The sequence below is a fragment of the Candidatus Uabimicrobium amorphum genome (assembly GCF_009002475.1).
Lineage (GTDB): Bacteria > Planctomycetota > Uabimicrobiia > Uabimicrobiales > Uabimicrobiaceae > Uabimicrobium > Uabimicrobium amorphum.
Genome location: NZ_AP019860.1, coordinates 3,909,174 through 3,926,727, shown reverse-complemented (window position 1 = coordinate 3,926,727; position 17,554 = coordinate 3,909,174). Strand labels below are relative to the sequence as shown.

18 protein-coding genes and 1 pseudogene are annotated in these 17,554 nt (G+C 35.3%); 10 read left to right on the top strand and 9 right to left on the bottom strand.

The window, feature by feature from the left end:
* Nucleotides 1-88: 88 nt before the first annotated feature.
* Complete coding sequence (locus tag UABAM_RS14135; protein ID WP_151968652.1) at nucleotides 89-1,207, bottom strand: hypothetical protein; 1,119 nt, start codon at nucleotides 1,205-1,207, stop codon at nucleotides 89-91.
* A 663-nt stretch (nucleotides 1,208-1,870) separates the two neighbouring features.
* On the opposite strand from UABAM_RS14135, the gene UABAM_RS14130 reads away from it, so the two are divergent.
* From UABAM_RS14130 to UABAM_RS14095, 8 genes are all read left to right on the top strand, one after another.
* Nucleotides 1,871-2,302 (top strand): hypothetical protein, encoded by a 432-nt coding sequence (locus tag UABAM_RS14130; protein WP_151968651.1) that lies wholly within the window; start codon nucleotides 1,871-1,873, stop codon nucleotides 2,300-2,302.
* Nucleotides 2,303-2,963: 661 nt separating this feature from the next.
* Entirely contained in the window at nucleotides 2,964-3,503 is a 540-nt protein-coding gene (locus tag UABAM_RS14125; protein WP_173013320.1) for a DUF1579 family protein, read from the top strand.
* Between the two features lie 36 nt (nucleotides 3,504-3,539).
* Nucleotides 3,540-3,821 carry a cytochrome P450 gene (locus UABAM_RS14120; protein ID WP_261344006.1) on the top strand — a complete coding sequence of 94 codons (282 nt, stop codon included), beginning with the start codon at nucleotides 3,540-3,542 and terminating at the stop codon, nucleotides 3,819-3,821.
* Between the two features lie 44 nt (nucleotides 3,822-3,865).
* Nucleotides 3,866-4,372 carry a DUF4878 domain-containing protein gene (locus UABAM_RS14115; protein WP_151968648.1) on the top strand — a complete coding sequence of 169 codons (507 nt, stop codon included), beginning with the start codon at nucleotides 3,866-3,868 and terminating at the stop codon, nucleotides 4,370-4,372.
* A 377-nt stretch (nucleotides 4,373-4,749) separates the two neighbouring features.
* Complete coding sequence (locus UABAM_RS14110; protein ID WP_151968647.1) at nucleotides 4,750-5,031, top strand: hypothetical protein; 282 nt, start codon at nucleotides 4,750-4,752, stop codon at nucleotides 5,029-5,031.
* Between the two features lie 324 nt (nucleotides 5,032-5,355).
* Complete coding sequence (locus tag UABAM_RS34185; protein WP_151968646.1) at nucleotides 5,356-5,508, top strand: PEP-CTERM sorting domain-containing protein; 153 nt, start codon at nucleotides 5,356-5,358, stop codon at nucleotides 5,506-5,508.
* A 424-nt stretch (nucleotides 5,509-5,932) separates the two neighbouring features.
* Complete coding sequence (locus UABAM_RS14100; protein ID WP_151968645.1) at nucleotides 5,933-6,319, top strand: hypothetical protein; 387 nt, start codon at nucleotides 5,933-5,935, stop codon at nucleotides 6,317-6,319.
* Nucleotides 6,320-6,886: 567 nt separating this feature from the next.
* On the top strand, nucleotides 6,887-7,543 hold the full coding sequence (locus UABAM_RS14095) for a PEP-CTERM sorting domain-containing protein (RefSeq protein WP_229759400.1): 657 nt from the start codon (nucleotides 6,887-6,889) through the stop codon (nucleotides 7,541-7,543).
* A gap of 279 nt (nucleotides 7,544-7,822) precedes the next feature.
* Here the strand turns inward: UABAM_RS14095 and UABAM_RS14090 are convergent, their stop codons facing one another.
* Nucleotides 7,823-8,416: a tyrosine-type recombinase/integrase gene (locus UABAM_RS14090; protein WP_151968644.1), complete on the bottom strand. Its 594-nt coding sequence runs from the start codon at nucleotides 8,414-8,416 to the stop codon at nucleotides 7,823-7,825.
* 848 nt (nucleotides 8,417-9,264) lie between these two features.
* Here UABAM_RS14090 and UABAM_RS14085 point away from each other — a divergent pair.
* Nucleotides 9,265-9,855, top strand: a complete 591-nt coding sequence (locus UABAM_RS14085; RefSeq protein ID WP_151968643.1) for a hypothetical protein — start codon at nucleotides 9,265-9,267, stop codon at nucleotides 9,853-9,855.
* 7 nt (nucleotides 9,856-9,862) lie between these two features.
* On the opposite strand, the gene UABAM_RS14080 is transcribed toward UABAM_RS14085, so the two are convergent.
* The 6 genes and pseudogenes from UABAM_RS14080 to UABAM_RS33440 form a co-directional block, all read right to left on the bottom strand.
* Nucleotides 9,863-11,059, bottom strand: coding sequence for a CgeB family protein (locus UABAM_RS14080; protein WP_151968642.1), 1,197 nt, complete (start codon nucleotides 11,057-11,059; stop codon nucleotides 9,863-9,865).
* 250 nt (nucleotides 11,060-11,309) lie between these two features.
* On the bottom strand, nucleotides 11,310-12,779 hold the full coding sequence (locus UABAM_RS14075; protein WP_151968641.1) for a hypothetical protein: 1,470 nt from the start codon (nucleotides 12,777-12,779) through the stop codon (nucleotides 11,310-11,312).
* Between the two features lie 594 nt (nucleotides 12,780-13,373).
* Nucleotides 13,374-13,906: pseudogene (locus UABAM_RS34180) on the bottom strand (recombinase family protein).
* 118 nt (nucleotides 13,907-14,024) lie between these two features.
* On the bottom strand, nucleotides 14,025-14,204 hold the full coding sequence (locus tag UABAM_RS14065) for a hypothetical protein (RefSeq protein ID WP_151968640.1): 180 nt from the start codon (nucleotides 14,202-14,204) through the stop codon (nucleotides 14,025-14,027).
* 115 nt (nucleotides 14,205-14,319) lie between these two features.
* Nucleotides 14,320-14,715: a DUF1353 domain-containing protein gene (locus UABAM_RS14060; RefSeq protein WP_173013319.1), complete on the bottom strand. Its 396-nt coding sequence runs from the start codon at nucleotides 14,713-14,715 to the stop codon at nucleotides 14,320-14,322.
* A 26-nt stretch (nucleotides 14,716-14,741) separates the two neighbouring features.
* A complete protein-coding gene (locus tag UABAM_RS33440) occupies nucleotides 14,742-14,897 on the bottom strand; it encodes a hypothetical protein (RefSeq protein ID WP_173013318.1) in 156 nt (51 codons plus the stop codon).
* Between the two features lie 549 nt (nucleotides 14,898-15,446).
* Between UABAM_RS33440 and UABAM_RS14055 the strand changes: the two genes are divergently transcribed.
* Nucleotides 15,447-15,782 carry a hypothetical protein gene (locus UABAM_RS14055; protein ID WP_151968638.1) on the top strand — a complete coding sequence of 112 codons (336 nt, stop codon included), beginning with the start codon at nucleotides 15,447-15,449 and terminating at the stop codon, nucleotides 15,780-15,782.
* 130 nt (nucleotides 15,783-15,912) lie between these two features.
* On the opposite strand, the gene UABAM_RS14050 is transcribed toward UABAM_RS14055, so the two are convergent.
* On the bottom strand, nucleotides 15,913-16,608 hold the full coding sequence (locus tag UABAM_RS14050; RefSeq protein ID WP_151968637.1) for a hypothetical protein: 696 nt from the start codon (nucleotides 16,606-16,608) through the stop codon (nucleotides 15,913-15,915).
* Nucleotides 16,609-17,554: the final 946 nt, after the last annotated feature.

Here is a 17,554-nt window from a genome sequence, read left to right as displayed (position 1 = left end):
GCCGTAAAAAGATCGCATTTGGTTGTAATTTTCTAGCTTCTTAAGCCAAATTTGACCTTTATACGGCCGGAGAATAACAATGATCTTCCTAATCGAAACCAAGTTGTTGAAGAATATTCATTTTAAAAGACAAAAACGCTTGTTCACCAGTTAAAATTTTTTCTTTTTGTTTGTCTGTTAGCTGCACTTTCATTTCATGCCATATTTTTATAAAATAGTTCTCTAATTCTCCTCCCTCATAGTATTTCTCTGCTTCTTTAGTAATAGAACATAGACCAAAAAGTTCACTTTTAATTTTAATAAATAAATTCGAATCTTTAGAGCCATTACCTACCTCAAAGAGCAAAGAATATTTTTGTAGCTCAACATACTCGCTAGTAATTTTTTTCAAACGTTCAACGTCTATCTTTTCCAGCTCCTCGTCGTAATCTTCTACAACCTCTTCTTCGTTATCATCTTCTACGATCTCTTCGTCATAGATCGCATCTTCAGGTTCTACTTCAGCATATTCTTCAGGAACTTTCCCGTCTTTCCAACGAATCACATACAATCCAAAACGTCCATTGTGCTCAACGCTAGGTTCACGATTTGGAATAGCAAATAAATAAATCACTTGGTGTGCCGCGATTCCTGCTGCTGGGAGAACAATACCATTCCCTATAATATTCCCTACAGCAATAGGCACGGGACTAAGCGCTTTTCCAACAGGAAAAACAACAGACCCTGTTAATCCAAAACCAATTCCCACAGGAGCTGTAACCATGCGAAAAGTTGGTCTGAATATATAACCCCAAAATACATTTCCCCCTATACGAGGAATCCATCCAAAAGGTGTCTCGCGAACATTTGCGCTAATGTCCGTGGTTGCTTTAGAAAAATCCTCAGCAATCCCTTCGATTAAATACTCCGTAAAACAAGCCTTCGAAAACACCAACAAATTTTTATTTAAATCAACGCAGTATTCCCAAAACTCGCTATCAGCATATTCTTTTAGTGCTTGTCTCGAACCTTTCCAACCGTCTTTACTCAACTCAAACATTGGAGACATACCTGGAACAAGCCAAACTTCCCAGCGATTGCCATGCTGATCGGTTAATTCACCATCCACATATAAATCTCCCATTTGGGAAGCATTGGTAAAAACAAATGGCCGATTTGAAGAACACGAACATAACACAAGTAAACATATAAAGATCCACCACTTCATCGTATTTCCTCCACATTGAGTTAATGATCTATTAATAAATGAACGTTTATTCATTAATTAGTTAATAAGAGAGACGTAATTGTTTAGAAAATGTTTGTTATAAAAAGAATTTTATACTTGTGGTACCACAATTTCCAAATTAAGTAGATGGTCTGTAAAGTTGAGAATTACTACAATGAGAAAATTTGATGTGTAATTTTAGGTGAATTTTAATCTTTTTTCCACGAAGATTTAAATGTGTTTCTCCACGAAAACTACATTGTTGAAACGCTACGTTTTTCAGATCTTTAATTTCCAAAGACTCAAGGTAAAAACAGCAAAAATTGTATTTGGTATTCGGTTGTATTTTATTTAGGTTTTTTCTCTCAATGATATTCATATCGTTTCTTTCAATGGTTTGCACCACCCCCATAAGTGAATTTTTATCTTCAAGAAGTTAAACCTTAGAATAATAAGTAATCAAGTGTTTATCTCAACATTTAGGTTTTTTAGAGTATATGTAGTAAAATTCCATGCGAACTAACGACTTTTATGTAAAATAAAATTTGTTTTTTTGTGTTACAATTCTAAATGTACAGTGAAAGCCAAACATAAATGGCTGTGTTTTTATCATTCATATTTGCAGCGTCGAGGTAACTTTAATTTCCGTTAAGGTGAAATATTATGAATTTGGGAAACGAATTCCAAGAAATTCTCAACACATGTAAATGTGCTAAATTCTATGAGTTTGGTATAGATGAAGTTATATTCAACCATGATGAGCAAGATCCTTTAGTTGTTATTAAAATGGGTCATTATAAATGTGGTGATTTTGAAATTATTTTTAAAGAGGTACTACATCACTCGATAATGTCGGAGTCATACATATACATGCACGATGAAGATCACTGGCAAGAGAAAAGTTTTATTGCGCAAGCCAAAACAAGTCAATATGCAAAATTCATTGGTAGCTACACTTTACTATACTCTCAGTTAGAAGTACATGATATTGACGAGTCACAACTAAAACATTTTAGAGTACTTTCTCAAAACTTTTTCGTTGATATACTCACTACAGAAATTCCACAATTCAAAATGATTATTACAGATCAATAATAAAGTAGTAAACATCTGCCTCTTGAGAGTTGATTTGAATAGCTTTGTTAATCGACTAAAGCCTCCTTATATTTTTTACTTTATTGTAAAGAATTCCGGGATTGCTGTAAGCAGAAGAATTTTGAGGATTTAATTGACTTGATAGACTTGATGCAAAATCAAGCTTTTAGATACAAACCAAATTTTTTGAATTATGCTAATAATTAGCAAAACAGTATTCTGCTAATTCCGTCATTTTCTTTTTCACTAAATTTCTCTTCTCAATTATTATTACAATAGTCAAATTTAGAAATAGATGGGAAATACGAAATGAAAGTACGGAAATAACAGAGTTACCAAAAGATATTAAGGAGATTCCACTTGATTATAAGAAGGTGAAAATTGGCTTACATATTGACAACTATAGTTATCCCATTGTTTAGTACATGAGTATTTTTCATAGTCGTTGTAAGTATGGGATTTCTTAATATATTTTCCAGGTATAAGTGGGGTGTGTATACCAAGGTGAATATAATAATCGATGGATAAATATGTGACTGCTTCAGAAAAAGACGTACAAGGTAAACGTAATACCCAATGGCAGGAAGTGTACGTGGCATATATAGATGTTTTTTTAGTCAATGGGCTCCTCACGGGGTCTGTTCTTTTAAGGAAAAATGTTATGCAAAGACTACTTGTCCTTTTTTTGATGTTTGCTGTAAGTTTTCATGCTGAAGAGGAATTTTCAAATCTTTATGAGGCAATTGCAGGAAAATGGGAAGGAAAACAAACATTCCACAGTCATGACTGGTGGCCACAAGGAAAACAAGGCACCGCTGAAGTGACCTTTAAAAAAGTACTCGATGGAAAATTTATCGAGTCGCACCTTGTTTCTAAAGTCGCCAATGAGAAACCATTTGTTTTAAAAAGCATGAGCAGTTGGAACTCTTACACAAAGCAGCTTCATCATTGGGAATTCGACAATATGGGTTTTGGCTCGTACTATATGGGAAAAATTGCCCAGAAAGCAATCACCCTCGTACACAAAAATAAAGACTTTAGTCTAAAAGTTACCTATACCTTGTTGGATAAAAATCATTTTCAGAAGATCGTATATTATTCTCAAGATGGTAAAAGTTGGAAAAATATCATTACTGGGGATTTTAAGCGTGTATCTGAAGGCAAAGAACAGCATACACCAGAAAAACACGGCGAAAAGTAGTTTTCCACTACATGCAATTCCAGCAAAACAGACGTAATTATTAGTATTTCTCTAATGCATCGTCGTCCAGATTTATACCCAGAGCCACACCTATTTCGTCCACAGCGTTTCATTGAGAGAGAATATAACTCATATGAATATATTTCCTTTGGCGGTGGTGCCCGGCGTTGTTTGGGGATTCATTTTGCCTTTTATGAAATGAAAATTGTACTCGCATATATTTTACTTCATTTCCAACTAAAACTATACAGTAATAAACCGATCTCGCCTGTACGCCGCGGAGTAACGTTTTGCCTAGTGGAGGCGTACCAGTGGTAGTAGAAAAAAATTGGTCGACCAGGGCCTAATAATTGAGGAAATTTATGAAAAATATGAAGATCTTAGTTATATTGTTAGCTATTGCATTTATCGGCTGCCAAAGTAACGATGTAAAGGCAAGCAATGTTGAAGCTCAAGTGACTAGTACTGCACAGAAATCTCCAGAGACTACTAATCACAACGATTCTCCCAAAGAAGTAGTGAAGATGTACTTTCATTCCTTGTTATATGGAAAATCCACGAAAGTATTAGACTACCTTCATTCTGAAGGGTTAGAAAAACTAAAAAGATTGATAGAGCAACAGGGAATGTCTATAGAAGAATTTCTCTTGAAGCAAAGAGAGCCTATGCAATATATTACAATAGATGTGAGTATTGTAAATGAATCTATACACGACGAAAATGCTGAGGTTACGGCCAGATTTGATGTGCGCAATAAAGAAGAACCTAGTATCTATGATATAAAAGAAATTGACGTAATCTTACAAAAAGAAAAAGGTCTTTGGAAAGTTTTCGAAGAAATAAGAAGAGATGTACCTAACAACTCATAATAAAGTTGTCTAAGAGTATTGTCAATTAACTTCTGTTCAACTTCTAGACTTGTTGGTAACGAAAATCTACTAAAAATGATAACTATTGATGACAATAAAAGCGTGAAAATACAAAGGCCAGCCGAAATAGTCAAGGTCAGGGAAAACCAAGAGAATATCTATAAAAAGTTTGGTGGTTTTGAAGTGTAAACAAACCTCCCTTTCTCTGAGGGGAGACTTTTGATTCTTGCCGTCTTGACATTTAGGAATCCTTCAATGTAAAATATTTTTTGTTGTAACAATAGGATACCTTTTTTTTAAAATACATCTCACTTTTTGTATTTTTTCAATTCGCATAAGACATAACATTCTACTCTAAACTTCGCAGGAATCTAGCAATGACAAAAATACTTATTATATGCACATTATTTTTTCTGCCTGGGTGTTACACTGTAGGTTGTGTAACAGCAAATACAGTACACAATTGGATTGCCTGCCCCGAAAATCATAAAAGTACAGACGAGTGTTATCGTGGATCTCCTGATGGTTTTTTCTTGCCTATCTCAGCACCTCTTACTCCAGTAGGATTGGTAGTAGGTCCTATCTTTGGTCTTGTAAGTGGTAGTTTTTCACATATTTTGTCTAGGCCACAAAAGAAACAATCTCTCCATGAATTTTAGGTAGTGTCCCATGAGTATTCGAGTATATTGAATTGGCATTAGTCCTCCCAAACCAAAAGCACAATTACACACCCGAGTAAATCTACAGAAAATATACGATTTAAAAATGTAAATTTTCTGAGAGGAAGCTTTACTGATGTTACTTTTTCTGCTTTTTATAACGGTAGTGGTGGTGGTCTCGTAAGACTACAAGTATTTGCTCTTGAAAATGGAAGTATAACTTCTAATAGCGGAGTAATAGGGCTTAATCTTGATAATAATGCTGCTACTTGGGAGGAAATAATAGGAAGTATAGCTCTCACAGATAATGACGATTCTTTGTTTATGAGTGTCTTTGCGGCCACTGTTGCCGGTGAAACTTTTGTTGATAATGTTAGTTTTAGCTTTACGAGTGCGAGTACTGTACCAGAACCATCAACATACATAGCATTCTTATTCGGTATATTGGCTATCGGATACTTGCGCAAAAGAAAGTAAAATAACCTTAACTAAACACGAATACAATCCCGTCAGCCATAGCGCTGGCTTTTTTTGTAGTATATTTTACAGATAATATTATCTCAAGAACATTTTTAATGTAGTCGTTTGTTAAAGGTATTTTTTTATGATGAAAAAGGTTTAGAAATTAATGTTGTGTAGTTAATAGACGTTTTGTGTGTTTTGATACAGCCCCTGTAAAATAAAGAGTATAGGTACCCTTTGTTACCATTTTTTAATGTAATATTCTTCCCAAATCTACACAAAAATGAGTCTTTTTTGTCTCAGATCTGTCTCATTTTCCACTCTGGCTTATTTTCGCAATCCATCTACAACAATAGAACAATACTATATTGTTTATGTAAATAATATTTTTTAAAATTGTAAGATTACCCGACCTTTTGCTAATTTGAAGGAAATATAAATGTACATACCAATAATACTTGCTAATCAAGATATACCAATTGGTATAGCGGTAATACTTTTTGCTCTTTTCTCCTTGGGATTTATAATTTATGGTATTCTACTTTTTAAAGACGGTAAAAAGCCCGCTGGTGAAACAGTTATAGAGGTTCGTAGTAAAAATCCAATAACTAGAGGTAAGGATGCTGAAATTGTAGAAGGGGCTGGTGGAACAATTTCTGCAAAAGTAGAAGGGCGTATTCTAAATATTGAATTACATCCGACAGTTGAAGACTTTTACAAAATGATGGAATATAAAAAATATTTAGTTGTCATAACTAATAACAATAGTTTTTTTGCTCCAAAAGATCACATAAAAATATTAAAAGAGATTGGCGAAGATAATTAATTCTAGAGGTTAAATTACAGAGTAAACGAAGTCAAAAATTGAGACTTATCTGAAATACCATGTAACTCTTTCCATCCATGTGTGCAGCACAATATTCTTTAATAAAGAAGTAGTCGATGAGTAGATGGCAGAGATTTTACCAAACAGTTAAAAGTAATAGCTGGTTATATGCAGCGCTCAATTTATTTCATTCCACCAATTGAAATAAAAAAGTGTCTGGCTGACTATCTAACAGTGTAAACGATCCCAAAAAATCAACCTAGCAGTGTAGAAACCTCCCCAGAGATTGAAGCTTATGAGTCAGTAATAGAGCAGTTAGAATCTATAGTCAAAAGCAAAAAAGCTAAGCAAGAAGACTACAGTAAATGGCATGTTTATTTACCCAATTTTTGGCGTTGGTAAAAAGACTCTTAAACAGATACAATGTTAGCGAAATTCATTTAGGTCTGGCACTAATCTTTAATTTTAACCAAATTAATAAGAAAACCAAAAGCACTACGTATAAACATCAAAAAAAATAGAAGGTGAACAATAAATCGAGCGCGAAAAAAAAAGGAGAAATACCAAATGAACAGGAGCCATCTAATTTTTATTAAAACAAAGTTAATAATAGTAATGTGTTTAATTTTAACAACAACGAATATCGAAGGGCAACTCATAACGATAGATTTCATAGGGGAGACAATGGATACCGGTGTAATAAATGGGGTAGATGTTTCCGGGCAAGCACTTACAAACGTGACGTTTGAAATTACCGATAATCTTACTTTCAACGCTGGTAAGATTAATACGGGGTCAGGAAGCGGAGATCTTATCGCAGTAAGTTTCACACTAGGAGGAACGGTATTTTCATGGGACCCCGGCACATTCGACAGCGGTTTAGAAGTAATAACAGATGGCCTTGGCCGGATCAGAATAGGCGATGGAGGTTTGAATAACACAATATTCACAGGAAATTCGTTACAAGGAACCCCCCCGATAAACGGAGAAACAATCCCTGAATTTTTAGTGGAAATGGTAAACGCCCCAATCCCATTCACATTTTCATTAGTTACCCGGACAGGGGTAACATTAAACGATGGATTATCAATAGGAGTAGAACTTAATAGCTCTGGAACAGGTACCGCGACGTTCGGAGGCGTCCCAGCAGTTCCCGAGCCCTCAACTTATATTGCTATACTTTTTGGTTTGGCTTTGCTTGGTTTTAGAGTACGAAGAAAATAAGAGTATTGGCCAAATCACAAGAGCGGAATAGGGCCTTTAGCCGTTATTGGTTTTAGCAGCTAAAGAAAAAATCATGTGTTGAACTGCGTTATCTAGTTGTATAATTAAATAAATCAAAGTAGAAAGGAGAAGAACATGGAACCTACGATAATCAATGAAGGAAAAGAAAAAGCTTACAGTGAAGATGGTGTTGATTTGACTTTGATCGACTAGATGCTGTCATTAACTCCGCTCGAGAGATTAGAGTTTCTGCAAAACCACATAAATGCAATACGGAGGTTAGGAGGTGAAGTTGACTGATTTTATAAAGATTTTTGAAGTATTTTCTAAACGCCAGCTTTGATGCCCTACAATTTTCATCACTTTGGTCGGATCTTGACCCGACATGATCATATGCGAGATATAACTTTTACGGAGAGTGTGGATGTTGACACCATCAACGTTTACACCGCGTTCTTCTGCATGGCGCAAAATCGTTCTAAAGCGGCAAAGTATATTACGCAAACAATGTTGATTACCCAAGCTATTTACAAATACCAGTTTTCTCTTGTTTTTATTAGCATTGAGTTTCAAGTTGTGTAGCATATCATATAATTTGCTCACAATAGGCACGTAGCGCGTTTTACGACTCTTTGCCTTATGTGAACGCACAATGATGATACTACGATCCAAATCGACGTCCTGTACCTCAAGATGGATCATTTCACTAACACGCATACCGGTGCGCAACAAAAAACGCAATTCCTTTTCGATCACACTCCCCTGCGCTAACTCTTCTATAATTTTAACATCGGCCTTAGTAAGGATTCGCGGCGAATCCTCTTTGTCAACGCGTATACCATCGACATCCTCAAAAGGATTCTCTGGTATCATGTTGTTTTTTTCGCCAAAGCAAAAGCTCTCTTGTGGCTCCGGTATCGATTACATTAAATGTTGGCCCGAACGCCGATAGAAACTTTGCAAAGAGGTAGAACAAATTATTTTAGAAGACAAACCACAGTCTACATTAATGCGGGTTAGGGATATTTAACATGATAAACAGATTGAGCAAAATACTTAAGACCCTGTGGACTGATTTCAAAAGGACACTAAAAACGATGAAAATGCTTTTGCCAGTCATCCTATTTTTTTTCGATGCTAGTCACCAGTTGTATGTCGCTTTCTCCTAAAATATTAATCTCATAAGTGTAAGCTCCTAAATGATACTGTCAGACATAGGAAAAGTAAAGGAAGCACAAATCTCTTATTTTTCATAATTTCATGTGGAGTTCTATTGCCTAATGTTCCAAATAAAAGCGACTATGTAAATTGTATGCTTCAAGGCCAATCCAAAAGAGTTTCTGGGTTGTTAAAAACTGTTAATGCTGATAGAATAGAAAAAATGCCACTGTTTATCACCAAGCAAGTGGTATTTTGAAAAAATTTATCAAAATATCTAACAAATAGAACATGTAAAAAAATTTTTATTATCTACTTTTTTTGACCGCAAAATTTAGCAACAAAACAATAAAGAAGTAAAAAAGGTACAGAACTACTCTTCCAAGTGTTCTCTGACCACTATGAGGCTCTATCGTTGTTACCAGTAATTTGAACTTCAGTGAGAGGGACTACTCTTGAAAATATTTTTTCGCATTACCCACAGCCCATATTTGCACCTTTTAATGGGTATAATCTTGACCTTTGTTTGTTTAAATGAAGCTTGGGACACGTTAGAGGAAGATATGAAAAATCTTGATGCCAAAGGCCATCATGGCCTATTTTTGTATGGTATTTTAATGGTGGTTAAAAGTCTTTCTGAAATACCAGAGAAGTTTGAGCATATTAAATCGGATTTTTTACTTCTAAGGCATAAGAAAAGTGGCAAAGAAATAGTTCATGCACCTCATGGATTAAAACTGGAGGATGCAAAAAAGAGAGATATTGCCAGTTTGATTAAGACAAATGCCTGTGAATTGCTATTACACAGCGAAGCTCCAGATTCTGTATGTTTGCTAACAGTTCCCAAGAACACCTTCGTCTTAACCTGGGGACATGCCATCGTTTTTAGTGATGGAAAAAACAAAAAACATACTCATCTTTGTATTAGTCTACAGGTAGACAACGATTTAGAGCATAGTGTCATCCGCGATATCTGGTTGGCAAGTAACCACGAGGAAAAAGTTGAATATACAGATTCAAAAATACAAATGAAAAAACTACATAGTTGTTGTATACGCTGGCTTAAAAAAGTAGAGTATAACAAACTGCGTCCATCTAGCCCTAAAAGAAAAATGTGGGAGGTTGTTCCTAAAAATAATCGCATTAGAAAATAGGACGGCACTATTTTTGATTTAGAGCTTCCCATATTTGTGAATCTCTCATAAAATCCATCAAACTAAATGCTGTTTTGCGAATAGCTGTTTTCATTGATAGAGACATGTTTTTTATTTCTTGTACGGCATTGTTGACCTGATCTGCTTTCAAAAATGCATATAAACGCATTGCTTCTATTTCAACTGTGGGATTTACTGAATGAGACTCACCGAGTCCTCTAAGGTTTGATGGAAAAATGATTGGAGACTCCTGTGTCGCATAAGGTATATCTTTTATTTCTTTGCGTATCTCCTCTGACAATTCAATGATCTTTTCCCAGTTCTGCATTTTATAGTAGATACGTAGTCTTGCAAATTTAGGTCCCCAGTCCTCTGGAGAAATATAACTCCAAGCATCGAGACATGACATCATACCAAGAAAATTTCTTTGTTGCTCATATGTGTGAGATAAAATAATGTAGAGTTGTTCAAGTGCATGGCTTCCTGAACGATTTGGAAGTTTTTCCAGTGTTAGACGTTTCATTAGTTCTGGCCATTGTTTTTCCCAGGTAGGTATATTTTTCCATTCTACTACTTCGTTATTTGAAATTATTTCTGCACATTCTTCTGCCGATGTGTAACTTGTTGGAAGAGTATCAACGAAGTGTTTTTGCCAATGATCATTGAATTCAATAATCTGTTTTACTCCTATCAAAGCTGCTTCTACTACCCGAAAGATACTACCTGGATCATATGGAATGATGATTAATTTTGTACGGCGCATTACTCCCAATCGACTCGGTCTCGTTAAGCTTCCGTTCATCCAGCCTTTTCCATAACACGCAATGGCGATACCTTTTGCTGCGATTAATTCTATTAGTTTTTCCCGTTCTTTAGAATAATTTCCCATAAAAACTACTTCGTTAAAAGGAGCAGCGGGGTCATCAATTCTGATAGATTCGGGTGATATTGTCCACAATATAGGAATTGCTCCTGTTTTTTTACTATTGTTTGCTGTGGTGATCCATAGATCAAAACGGCTATGAAAATCGTCCCAAACTTTTTGACCCCATGTGTTTGCAAATTGGTCATCGTCAAGTGTTAAACCAATTATCTTTGTTCCTAGTTTACGAATTTTATCGCAAATGTCTTGTGACAGATAGTCATACGGCGCGTGAACCAGCAACACGTGAGGACGCAATTCTTGGATAACTTTCAATATCATAGAACGATATCCTGAAGGTCCAAGTATATGAATCGCTTCGTAGGGAAGGGGCCAGGCTTTCCAACCAGCACGTCGTACACTGGGAGTCAGCCAATGAGGTAGGGAGCCATTTATATCTAAGAATTCTGTTACCAATAACCTTTTTTCACACATTTTTTATCACAGAACCAGGAAAATAGTTGTAGTCGTTGTCGTAACCATATCGTTACGACAACGAATATCATTGAGATTAAGAAATACCCAAGATAACTTACTTCTTGTCATCTCCAGGCTCTTTAGGAGCCGAGTCATCTCCTGCAGAGGTAACATATTCACCAGGTAAATATTTTGCTACCCACATTTGCGCCAGTTGCGCAGCAGTAATGGGCTTTAAAAAATACGTAATTGGAACACCTGCTTGCCCAGCAATCGCTTTTTGAACATAATCTTCAAATGCTGTCATTAAAGAGTTTACATCAAGCATCTTATTGGATTCTTTATCACCGTCTTGAACTGCAGAGACGCAACTTTTAATGGTAGTTGCCTTCATTGCAGCAATTTGGCCTCTTGTTTTGTTATCACTTGCTTCAGAAGTAACTGTCTGTTGTTCTCCTGCCGTAGCATTTTGCATTGTTTGCAGTTCACCCATCATAGCGTCAGGACTAAAATTTGCAAATTGCTTTACTACGACATCAACATTGTTTGCTTTGATACAAGGGATTACACCTACAGTAACAAGGCTAACATGGGAAGATATGCTTTGCTGGCTCAGTAACGATTTGGCACTGTTGGAAAATGAACTACTAACTCCAAAGCCCCCTTCGTAACTTCCAAACCACGAACCAACTTCCATTTGTGCCTGCAAACCAGCGGCAGCAGAATACATCTGTTGGCTAGATTCTGTGCCCGATTGTTTTAGAACATGAACCATTCCAATAAAGCATGATCCATAAGTCGCACCAGAAATCAGATTAAAAGATTTTTCATCTTTTGTTTCTTGCTTTGCCGCAATGGCCGCCATACTCGCGCCGCTATTTGTTTTGATCATATCGTCAGGGAAAAGGCGATTCCAAACACGTATACCTTTGTCAACATCGATGTAAAAAGGCGCAAAAACAGACGCTTGCTTATGAGTACAATTGGCTGTAATTACTAGAGTACCTTCTATATCATGGTGCTCTCGTTGATGACTTACCTGTGATTGTGCAGAAGCGGATGCTTGAGCACTATACTTGTCACCTAAGAAAGAAGTTGAAGCAGAAACAAATGACTTCAAAGCTGCCATGGATGACTCCGAGCTTTGACCCGTTTCCGCAAAGGAAAAATATTGCGAATCCATATGTATAGAGTCTGATGACAGAGGTTCCAATTTGATTTGACTACGATTATAATCGATAGGACTTTCTAAACTATCACTTACTTGAGCAATTTTAGCTTTTTGCGCAGCCACTTTTGGAAGAGCATCTACAGAGACTTTTGCATATTTTTTAGCCGCATCCAAAATTTCTCCACCTACTTTTGCGATAGAGTCATTTAATTCGCTTGTGTCAATCCCCATATTAACAAGATCATTCATTGTCATTTGTAATTTACGCTTTAGCATAATTGCAGAGTTTAATTCTCCCTGCGCAGCGTCAATAGGCGTTTGTAAAGCAGATATTGCTTCTAGTACTTTTAATTTTTCATCAGGAACTATGTTGCCAAGGGCAAGAGAAGGATCATACGGAATTTCAGTACTCATGGAGTAAATCCTTTACAATATCTAAATTAGATTAAATTTATCTGGTACATCATCGTTAAAATAATTGCTAAAAATTTATGATATACCAACTAAAGAAAATGTAATAACCTTTAATAAAAATTTAAATTATAAAAATATTATAAGAGAATTTGGATTATAATAAAGTAATTAATTGTTTTCTTTACTTTTTAAAACCTTAACTTTCTAATTCAGATAACCCTATTCGCCTATAGTGTATCGAACGTTATAATCAATCAAAGTTTCGAAAGATAAGGAGGTGAGTGCCGCCAAAATGACTAAAACCTAAAACGCTTTACAGTCAGGTAAACTGATATTGCAAAAATTGGAAGAATGCGAACCTAGACAAATAAGCGCATTTTCGCAAAGAAGGATTGTATTATGTAACAGTCAGAAAGTTGGAAAACACTACGAACAATGAATCTAAAATAAATGAACGCTATTCTCATTTCCTTTATGGGAAATGAGGAAGGAAGAAAGTTATGTAGAGTGTAACTTGTTCGGATTAACTTATATAGAACAGATTATTTTATCTTGAGTTCTGTAAAATTTAAACTACGTTACTAGCATCTTTTACTATCTCTTCAGGTATCTATAAACCGAAGGTTTGGAAATACCATATTCATCCATTAGCTCTTTGATTAATACTCCATCGCTTCGTTTTTTTCGCAATTCAAGTACTTGTTCAGAGTTAAGATTTTTCTTTCTTCCGAATGAAACCCCTTTTTCTTTAGCTTTTACAATTCCGTCCATCTGACGCTCATGGCGAATTTCATTTTCAAATTGTGCGATTGCTCCTAGAATAGCAATCGTCCTGTGGACATACTTGTGTCAATACATTGATCAATTACTTTTAAGTGAACACCTTTGTTGTTGAGCATATCTGATATTTTGCATAAGTGTAAAGTCGATCTGGCTAATCTATCCAGCTTAGTGACAACTAAAGTGTCGCCCTCTCGAACGAAATTTATACATTCTTGTAACGCAGGTCTTTGATCTGTTGTTCCGCTTTTCTTTTCTTGGAAGATTTTTTCGCATCCATTCAACTTTTCCAGTTGAACATCCAATTTTTGGCCTACACTACTTACCCGCGCATATCCAACTAACATTTTTACCTCACAATCAGGGTATCATAAAGTAGACTTTATGATACCTATTCAAAACAGTGTCTCAATTCATGTCTCAAAAGTAGATTCTCATAATCTCTTAGACATTTTGTTACGAAAATTAATCTCCTCTTTGCAAACCCCACTGAGGAGCAGATGCAGGACTAAAAACCCAAGGATCTAAACAGATGAGTGGATAATACAGAAATACTAAAGAGTAATTTGCAATCTCCCATACCTGAGTAGGTTTAGGCTCGATAAAGTAAAAAGCATCAACACCTAAGCCTGATGACTTCGTCATTTCCATTCCTCTTCTGGATAGTATGTAATAACTTGAAAAATATAAAACCAAGATACAAACAAAAATATATGTCTTCTTCTTCATGTGTTATTTCACCTAATTAATTGTTTTTATCTCAATCTTCTTTTACAGCCATAAATCCAAAAAGCCGAACCGCTAACCAAGTATACCAAGCGCGAAATTTATTCATTCCTCCTGCGATGTTTATTTCATGCATAACATCATCTGCCCATTTGCGATATGTTTTTGGCAAAAGTCCTTGACGAATTAAGTGATATAGTGCGTCGTGCACAAGACTTGATTTTATAAATGGATCGGTGTCAATGCTGATCCCAGAGGCTCCGTCCCATGAGAAGCCGGCTTTTATGGTGATTTTGTCTTTCTTTAGGGTAATGAACTTATCAATAGCTAAGTATTCGTTATTTGGATCTGATTGTGGCGGTGATGTAATTGTGGCTTCAAAGTCGTTTTGTAATATGTAGAACTTGAATAAGTATAGTTTTCTTATCAAGCGATACCTAAGTATAGTTGTTGTGATTATCGCACCTCCATTTCGTATTTCATGTTATGGGCTATACATTCTTTGCAAAATTTGCCTTGGCCATGGATGTAAAGTTTGCCTTTTTTCCAGCATACATCACAGCGTTTTTTCTTTAGCCACAGTAGCAATAGTTTTGATAGTTCACTTAGCATGTATTCTCCTGCTGTTAGTAAATTATGATATTTTTGACTTTAATATATTTTACATAAATTACAATAGAAATACAAATTGGCTACGGGATATTTTCGAAAAAATTGAATTTTATTTTATTGGGAGGTTGGTTGTGGTTTACACGTCACATTTGGTCATAGTAAATAAACCGAATTTAAGTTACCTGTGACGTGCTAAGTGTATTGTAAAATATGATGTATAGAGATTTGTGTCATAGGTGTCACACTTGTGGACGGTAAATTTTCTTTTTATAAAAATATATTTTTTTTGCGATGAATTGTTGGTATTAAAATGTATTTTTTTAGAATGCTAAAAAATATCATTTACCTATGACACCTATGACATACTTTTGGCAAAGTATTGTACAATAAGGTTTTTATCGTGTCATAGGTATAGTAATTTGAGGTGACTTAGCTATGACACCTATGACATTAATACGATATCGATTTTGAAATTGAAAAGCTTATTGGTAATTTTATAGGGGAACAATGGAATGTTAGAAACAATCCGCTGGAATAGGTTTACTTATAGTGCTTATTATTTATGGAGTTATCGAATATCTTGATGGTGAACTTACAGGAAAAACTATTGTAAAAGTCAAAAAGAAGTGTCCAAAAACAACAGGGCCATTATGCGAGGTTGTTGAAGGGGCTGGTGGAAGAATCGAGGTTGAAGTAACAGGCCGAATATCAAGCGTAATGTTAGATCCTGAAATTGAAGACTACTACAAAATGAGCGTCGGTAAGAAATATTTAGTTGAAACCTTGCGGATGTTGTTGTTCAGTAAACATTCTATTATAGAATTTCTTATTTTTTACTCAAGTATTGTATGGACTTTAAATATTTGGGAATACTTGTTTTTTTAATCCCAAAAAAGAAAAAGTGATGTGTCAATGTCGGGGTGGTTGGTGGATGGGCTATGAATTGGCTCGAAAGAGTAAGTTCTCTTTCGAGTTTATTGAAAACTTACTCTTTGCTGATGAAACAAATTTTGAATTAGCGATGTTTTTTTGATCGAAAAATTAAGAGGCCAAATAAAATAAATGCAAAATAAGTTGATGGCTCTGGGACGGCGGCGGAAACTTCCCTAATAGCTACAGCACTAACTGCGGTAAATCCAACCCCATCTGGAAATTCTCCAACTTGTATGTCTATTTCTCCACTAGCATTCGCATTCATTATAATAGCATAAGAACTTAAGCTATTTGCACTTAAACCATCTTGTCCATTGATGTCAAGTTCATTAACTCCCGGAGTAAACGAAGTGATAAAGCTCGTCTGAGTATCGCCGGTTATAGTCACTTCGTTATCTGCATCTCCTATAAATGGAGTAAAAATATAAAGCTCATAGCTTGCTCCAGCAGTCAATCCTGTCCATGTCATAAAATTTGCTGAATTTTGTCTCCATGCATCATCAATGCCTGGAAATAGCGCTGTTGTATGCGTTGGAACCTCTGCAGCTGTAAATGTTGTACTTAAGTTAGTTGGGGAAGCATTGGTTCTCAGTCCAATAGAAGTTGACTGCCCATTTTCATTGATGAGATTTGTAAAGGTGTTGGTACCACTTGGTACAACAACTCCATTCCAGTTGGTTGGCGTATTGCTTCCTGCACTGATATTAAAGTCGACTCCGATTATGGATGTTGCGTGTATACTAGATACAATAAAAAGTGATAAAAACAAAATTTTCATTATAAATCCCTAGCTTTAATTGAAGTATTCTTTGGTTAAGTGTTTCTAATTATAATTTTTATATGAAGTTAAAGCTAGGGATTTATAAGTTAATTTTGAGCAGATGAAATAATGGCAACTCTAGGATGAGTAATTTTTTCTAGAGAATAGTACAACATTAAAAGGAGAAATTTGCACCAAAGAATTTTCACAAAAAAATAAAAAGGTAAAATTTTAGCGAAAATGGGAGAATTTTGGCTGTTGTGCGGAAAATTTTTGTCTCAGATCTGCCTCGCGGGGAGTTTTTTGATTTTGGTGATTTGCTGAAAGGCTTGAAAAATTTAGCACGCCCAGGAGGATTCGAACCCCCGACCCACAGATTAGAAAGATATGGTTGTTTTACAAGGAGGGCCCATAAAGTTAATTAAAATAAAGTCTTACGGGATTTCTCTTTGGATTTTTGTTACTTGGGTTCCTATATGGTTCCAGTTAATTCAAAGCATATTAATCATGTCTTATTTTCGATAGAAAATTTAAAAATCGCTATGCTTATTAATTTAAAGTATTAATTTGAATTTTTGCTATTCTTGCTTAACAGAAAAATATCGTTTTTTTGTGAAAAATAGATTAAAAGTGTATGATTTGTCGTATATATGCACAAAATTTCGCAAGTGGTAGGGAATAGGTAAAATGGCTCACAAATTTCGTAATAAATGGTGGTATCTTATAGCTATAGTGAAAAGAAATTTGAAAAAGTATTTTCAACAAAAAAACTAAAATATGGGAAGGTTAAAAAAAAATTGAGCTAGAGAAAGAATGACTCGGAATTGATATCGAAGACTATGAGTACTAAATGAGTATTTGAAATTTTGTTGTAAGCTCAAAAAGACAGATCCGTTATAAGAGACATTTGTTTGTAGCGATATGGACCGAAAAGTTTGGAAGAAATACGCGGATTATAGAAGGA

Bases quoted from the DNA above. Each gene is read 5' to 3' on its own strand.
- UABAM_RS14135 (WP_151968652.1), bottom strand. From the start codon at position 1,207: ATGAAGTGGTGGATCTTTATATGTTTACTTGTGTTATGTTCGTGTTCT.
- UABAM_RS14130 (WP_151968651.1), top strand. From the start codon at position 1,871: ATGAATTTGGGAAACGAATTCCAAGAAATTCTCAACACATGTAAATGT.
- UABAM_RS14125 (WP_173013320.1), top strand. From the start codon at position 2,964: ATGCAAAGACTACTTGTCCTTTTTTTGATGTTTGCTGTAAGTTTTCAT.
- UABAM_RS14115 (WP_151968648.1), top strand. From the start codon at position 3,866: ATGAAAAATATGAAGATCTTAGTTATATTGTTAGCTATTGCATTTATC.
- UABAM_RS14110 (WP_151968647.1), top strand. From the start codon at position 4,750: ATGACAAAAATACTTATTATATGCACATTATTTTTTCTGCCTGGGTGT.
- UABAM_RS34185 (WP_151968646.1), top strand. From the start codon at position 5,356: ATGAGTGTCTTTGCGGCCACTGTTGCCGGTGAAACTTTTGTTGATAAT.
- UABAM_RS14100 (WP_151968645.1), top strand. From the start codon at position 5,933: ATGTACATACCAATAATACTTGCTAATCAAGATATACCAATTGGTATA.
- UABAM_RS14095 (WP_229759400.1), top strand. From the start codon at position 6,887: ATGAACAGGAGCCATCTAATTTTTATTAAAACAAAGTTAATAATAGTA.
- UABAM_RS14090 (WP_151968644.1), bottom strand. From the start codon at position 8,416: ATGATACCAGAGAATCCTTTTGAGGATGTCGATGGTATACGCGTTGAC.
- UABAM_RS14085 (WP_151968643.1), top strand. From the start codon at position 9,265: ATGAAAAATCTTGATGCCAAAGGCCATCATGGCCTATTTTTGTATGGT.
- UABAM_RS14080 (WP_151968642.1), bottom strand. From the start codon at position 11,059: ATGATATTGAAAGTTATCCAAGAATTGCGTCCTCACGTGTTGCTGGTT.
- UABAM_RS14075 (WP_151968641.1), bottom strand. From the start codon at position 12,779: ATGAGTACTGAAATTCCGTATGATCCTTCTCTTGCCCTTGGCAACATA.
- UABAM_RS14065 (WP_151968640.1), bottom strand. From the start codon at position 14,204: ATGACGAAGTCATCAGGCTTAGGTGTTGATGCTTTTTACTTTATCGAG.
- UABAM_RS33440 (WP_173013318.1), bottom strand. From the start codon at position 14,897: ATGCTAAGTGAACTATCAAAACTATTGCTACTGTGGCTAAAGAAAAAA.
- UABAM_RS14050 (WP_151968637.1), bottom strand. From the start codon at position 16,608: ATGAAAATTTTGTTTTTATCACTTTTTATTGTATCTAGTATACACGCA.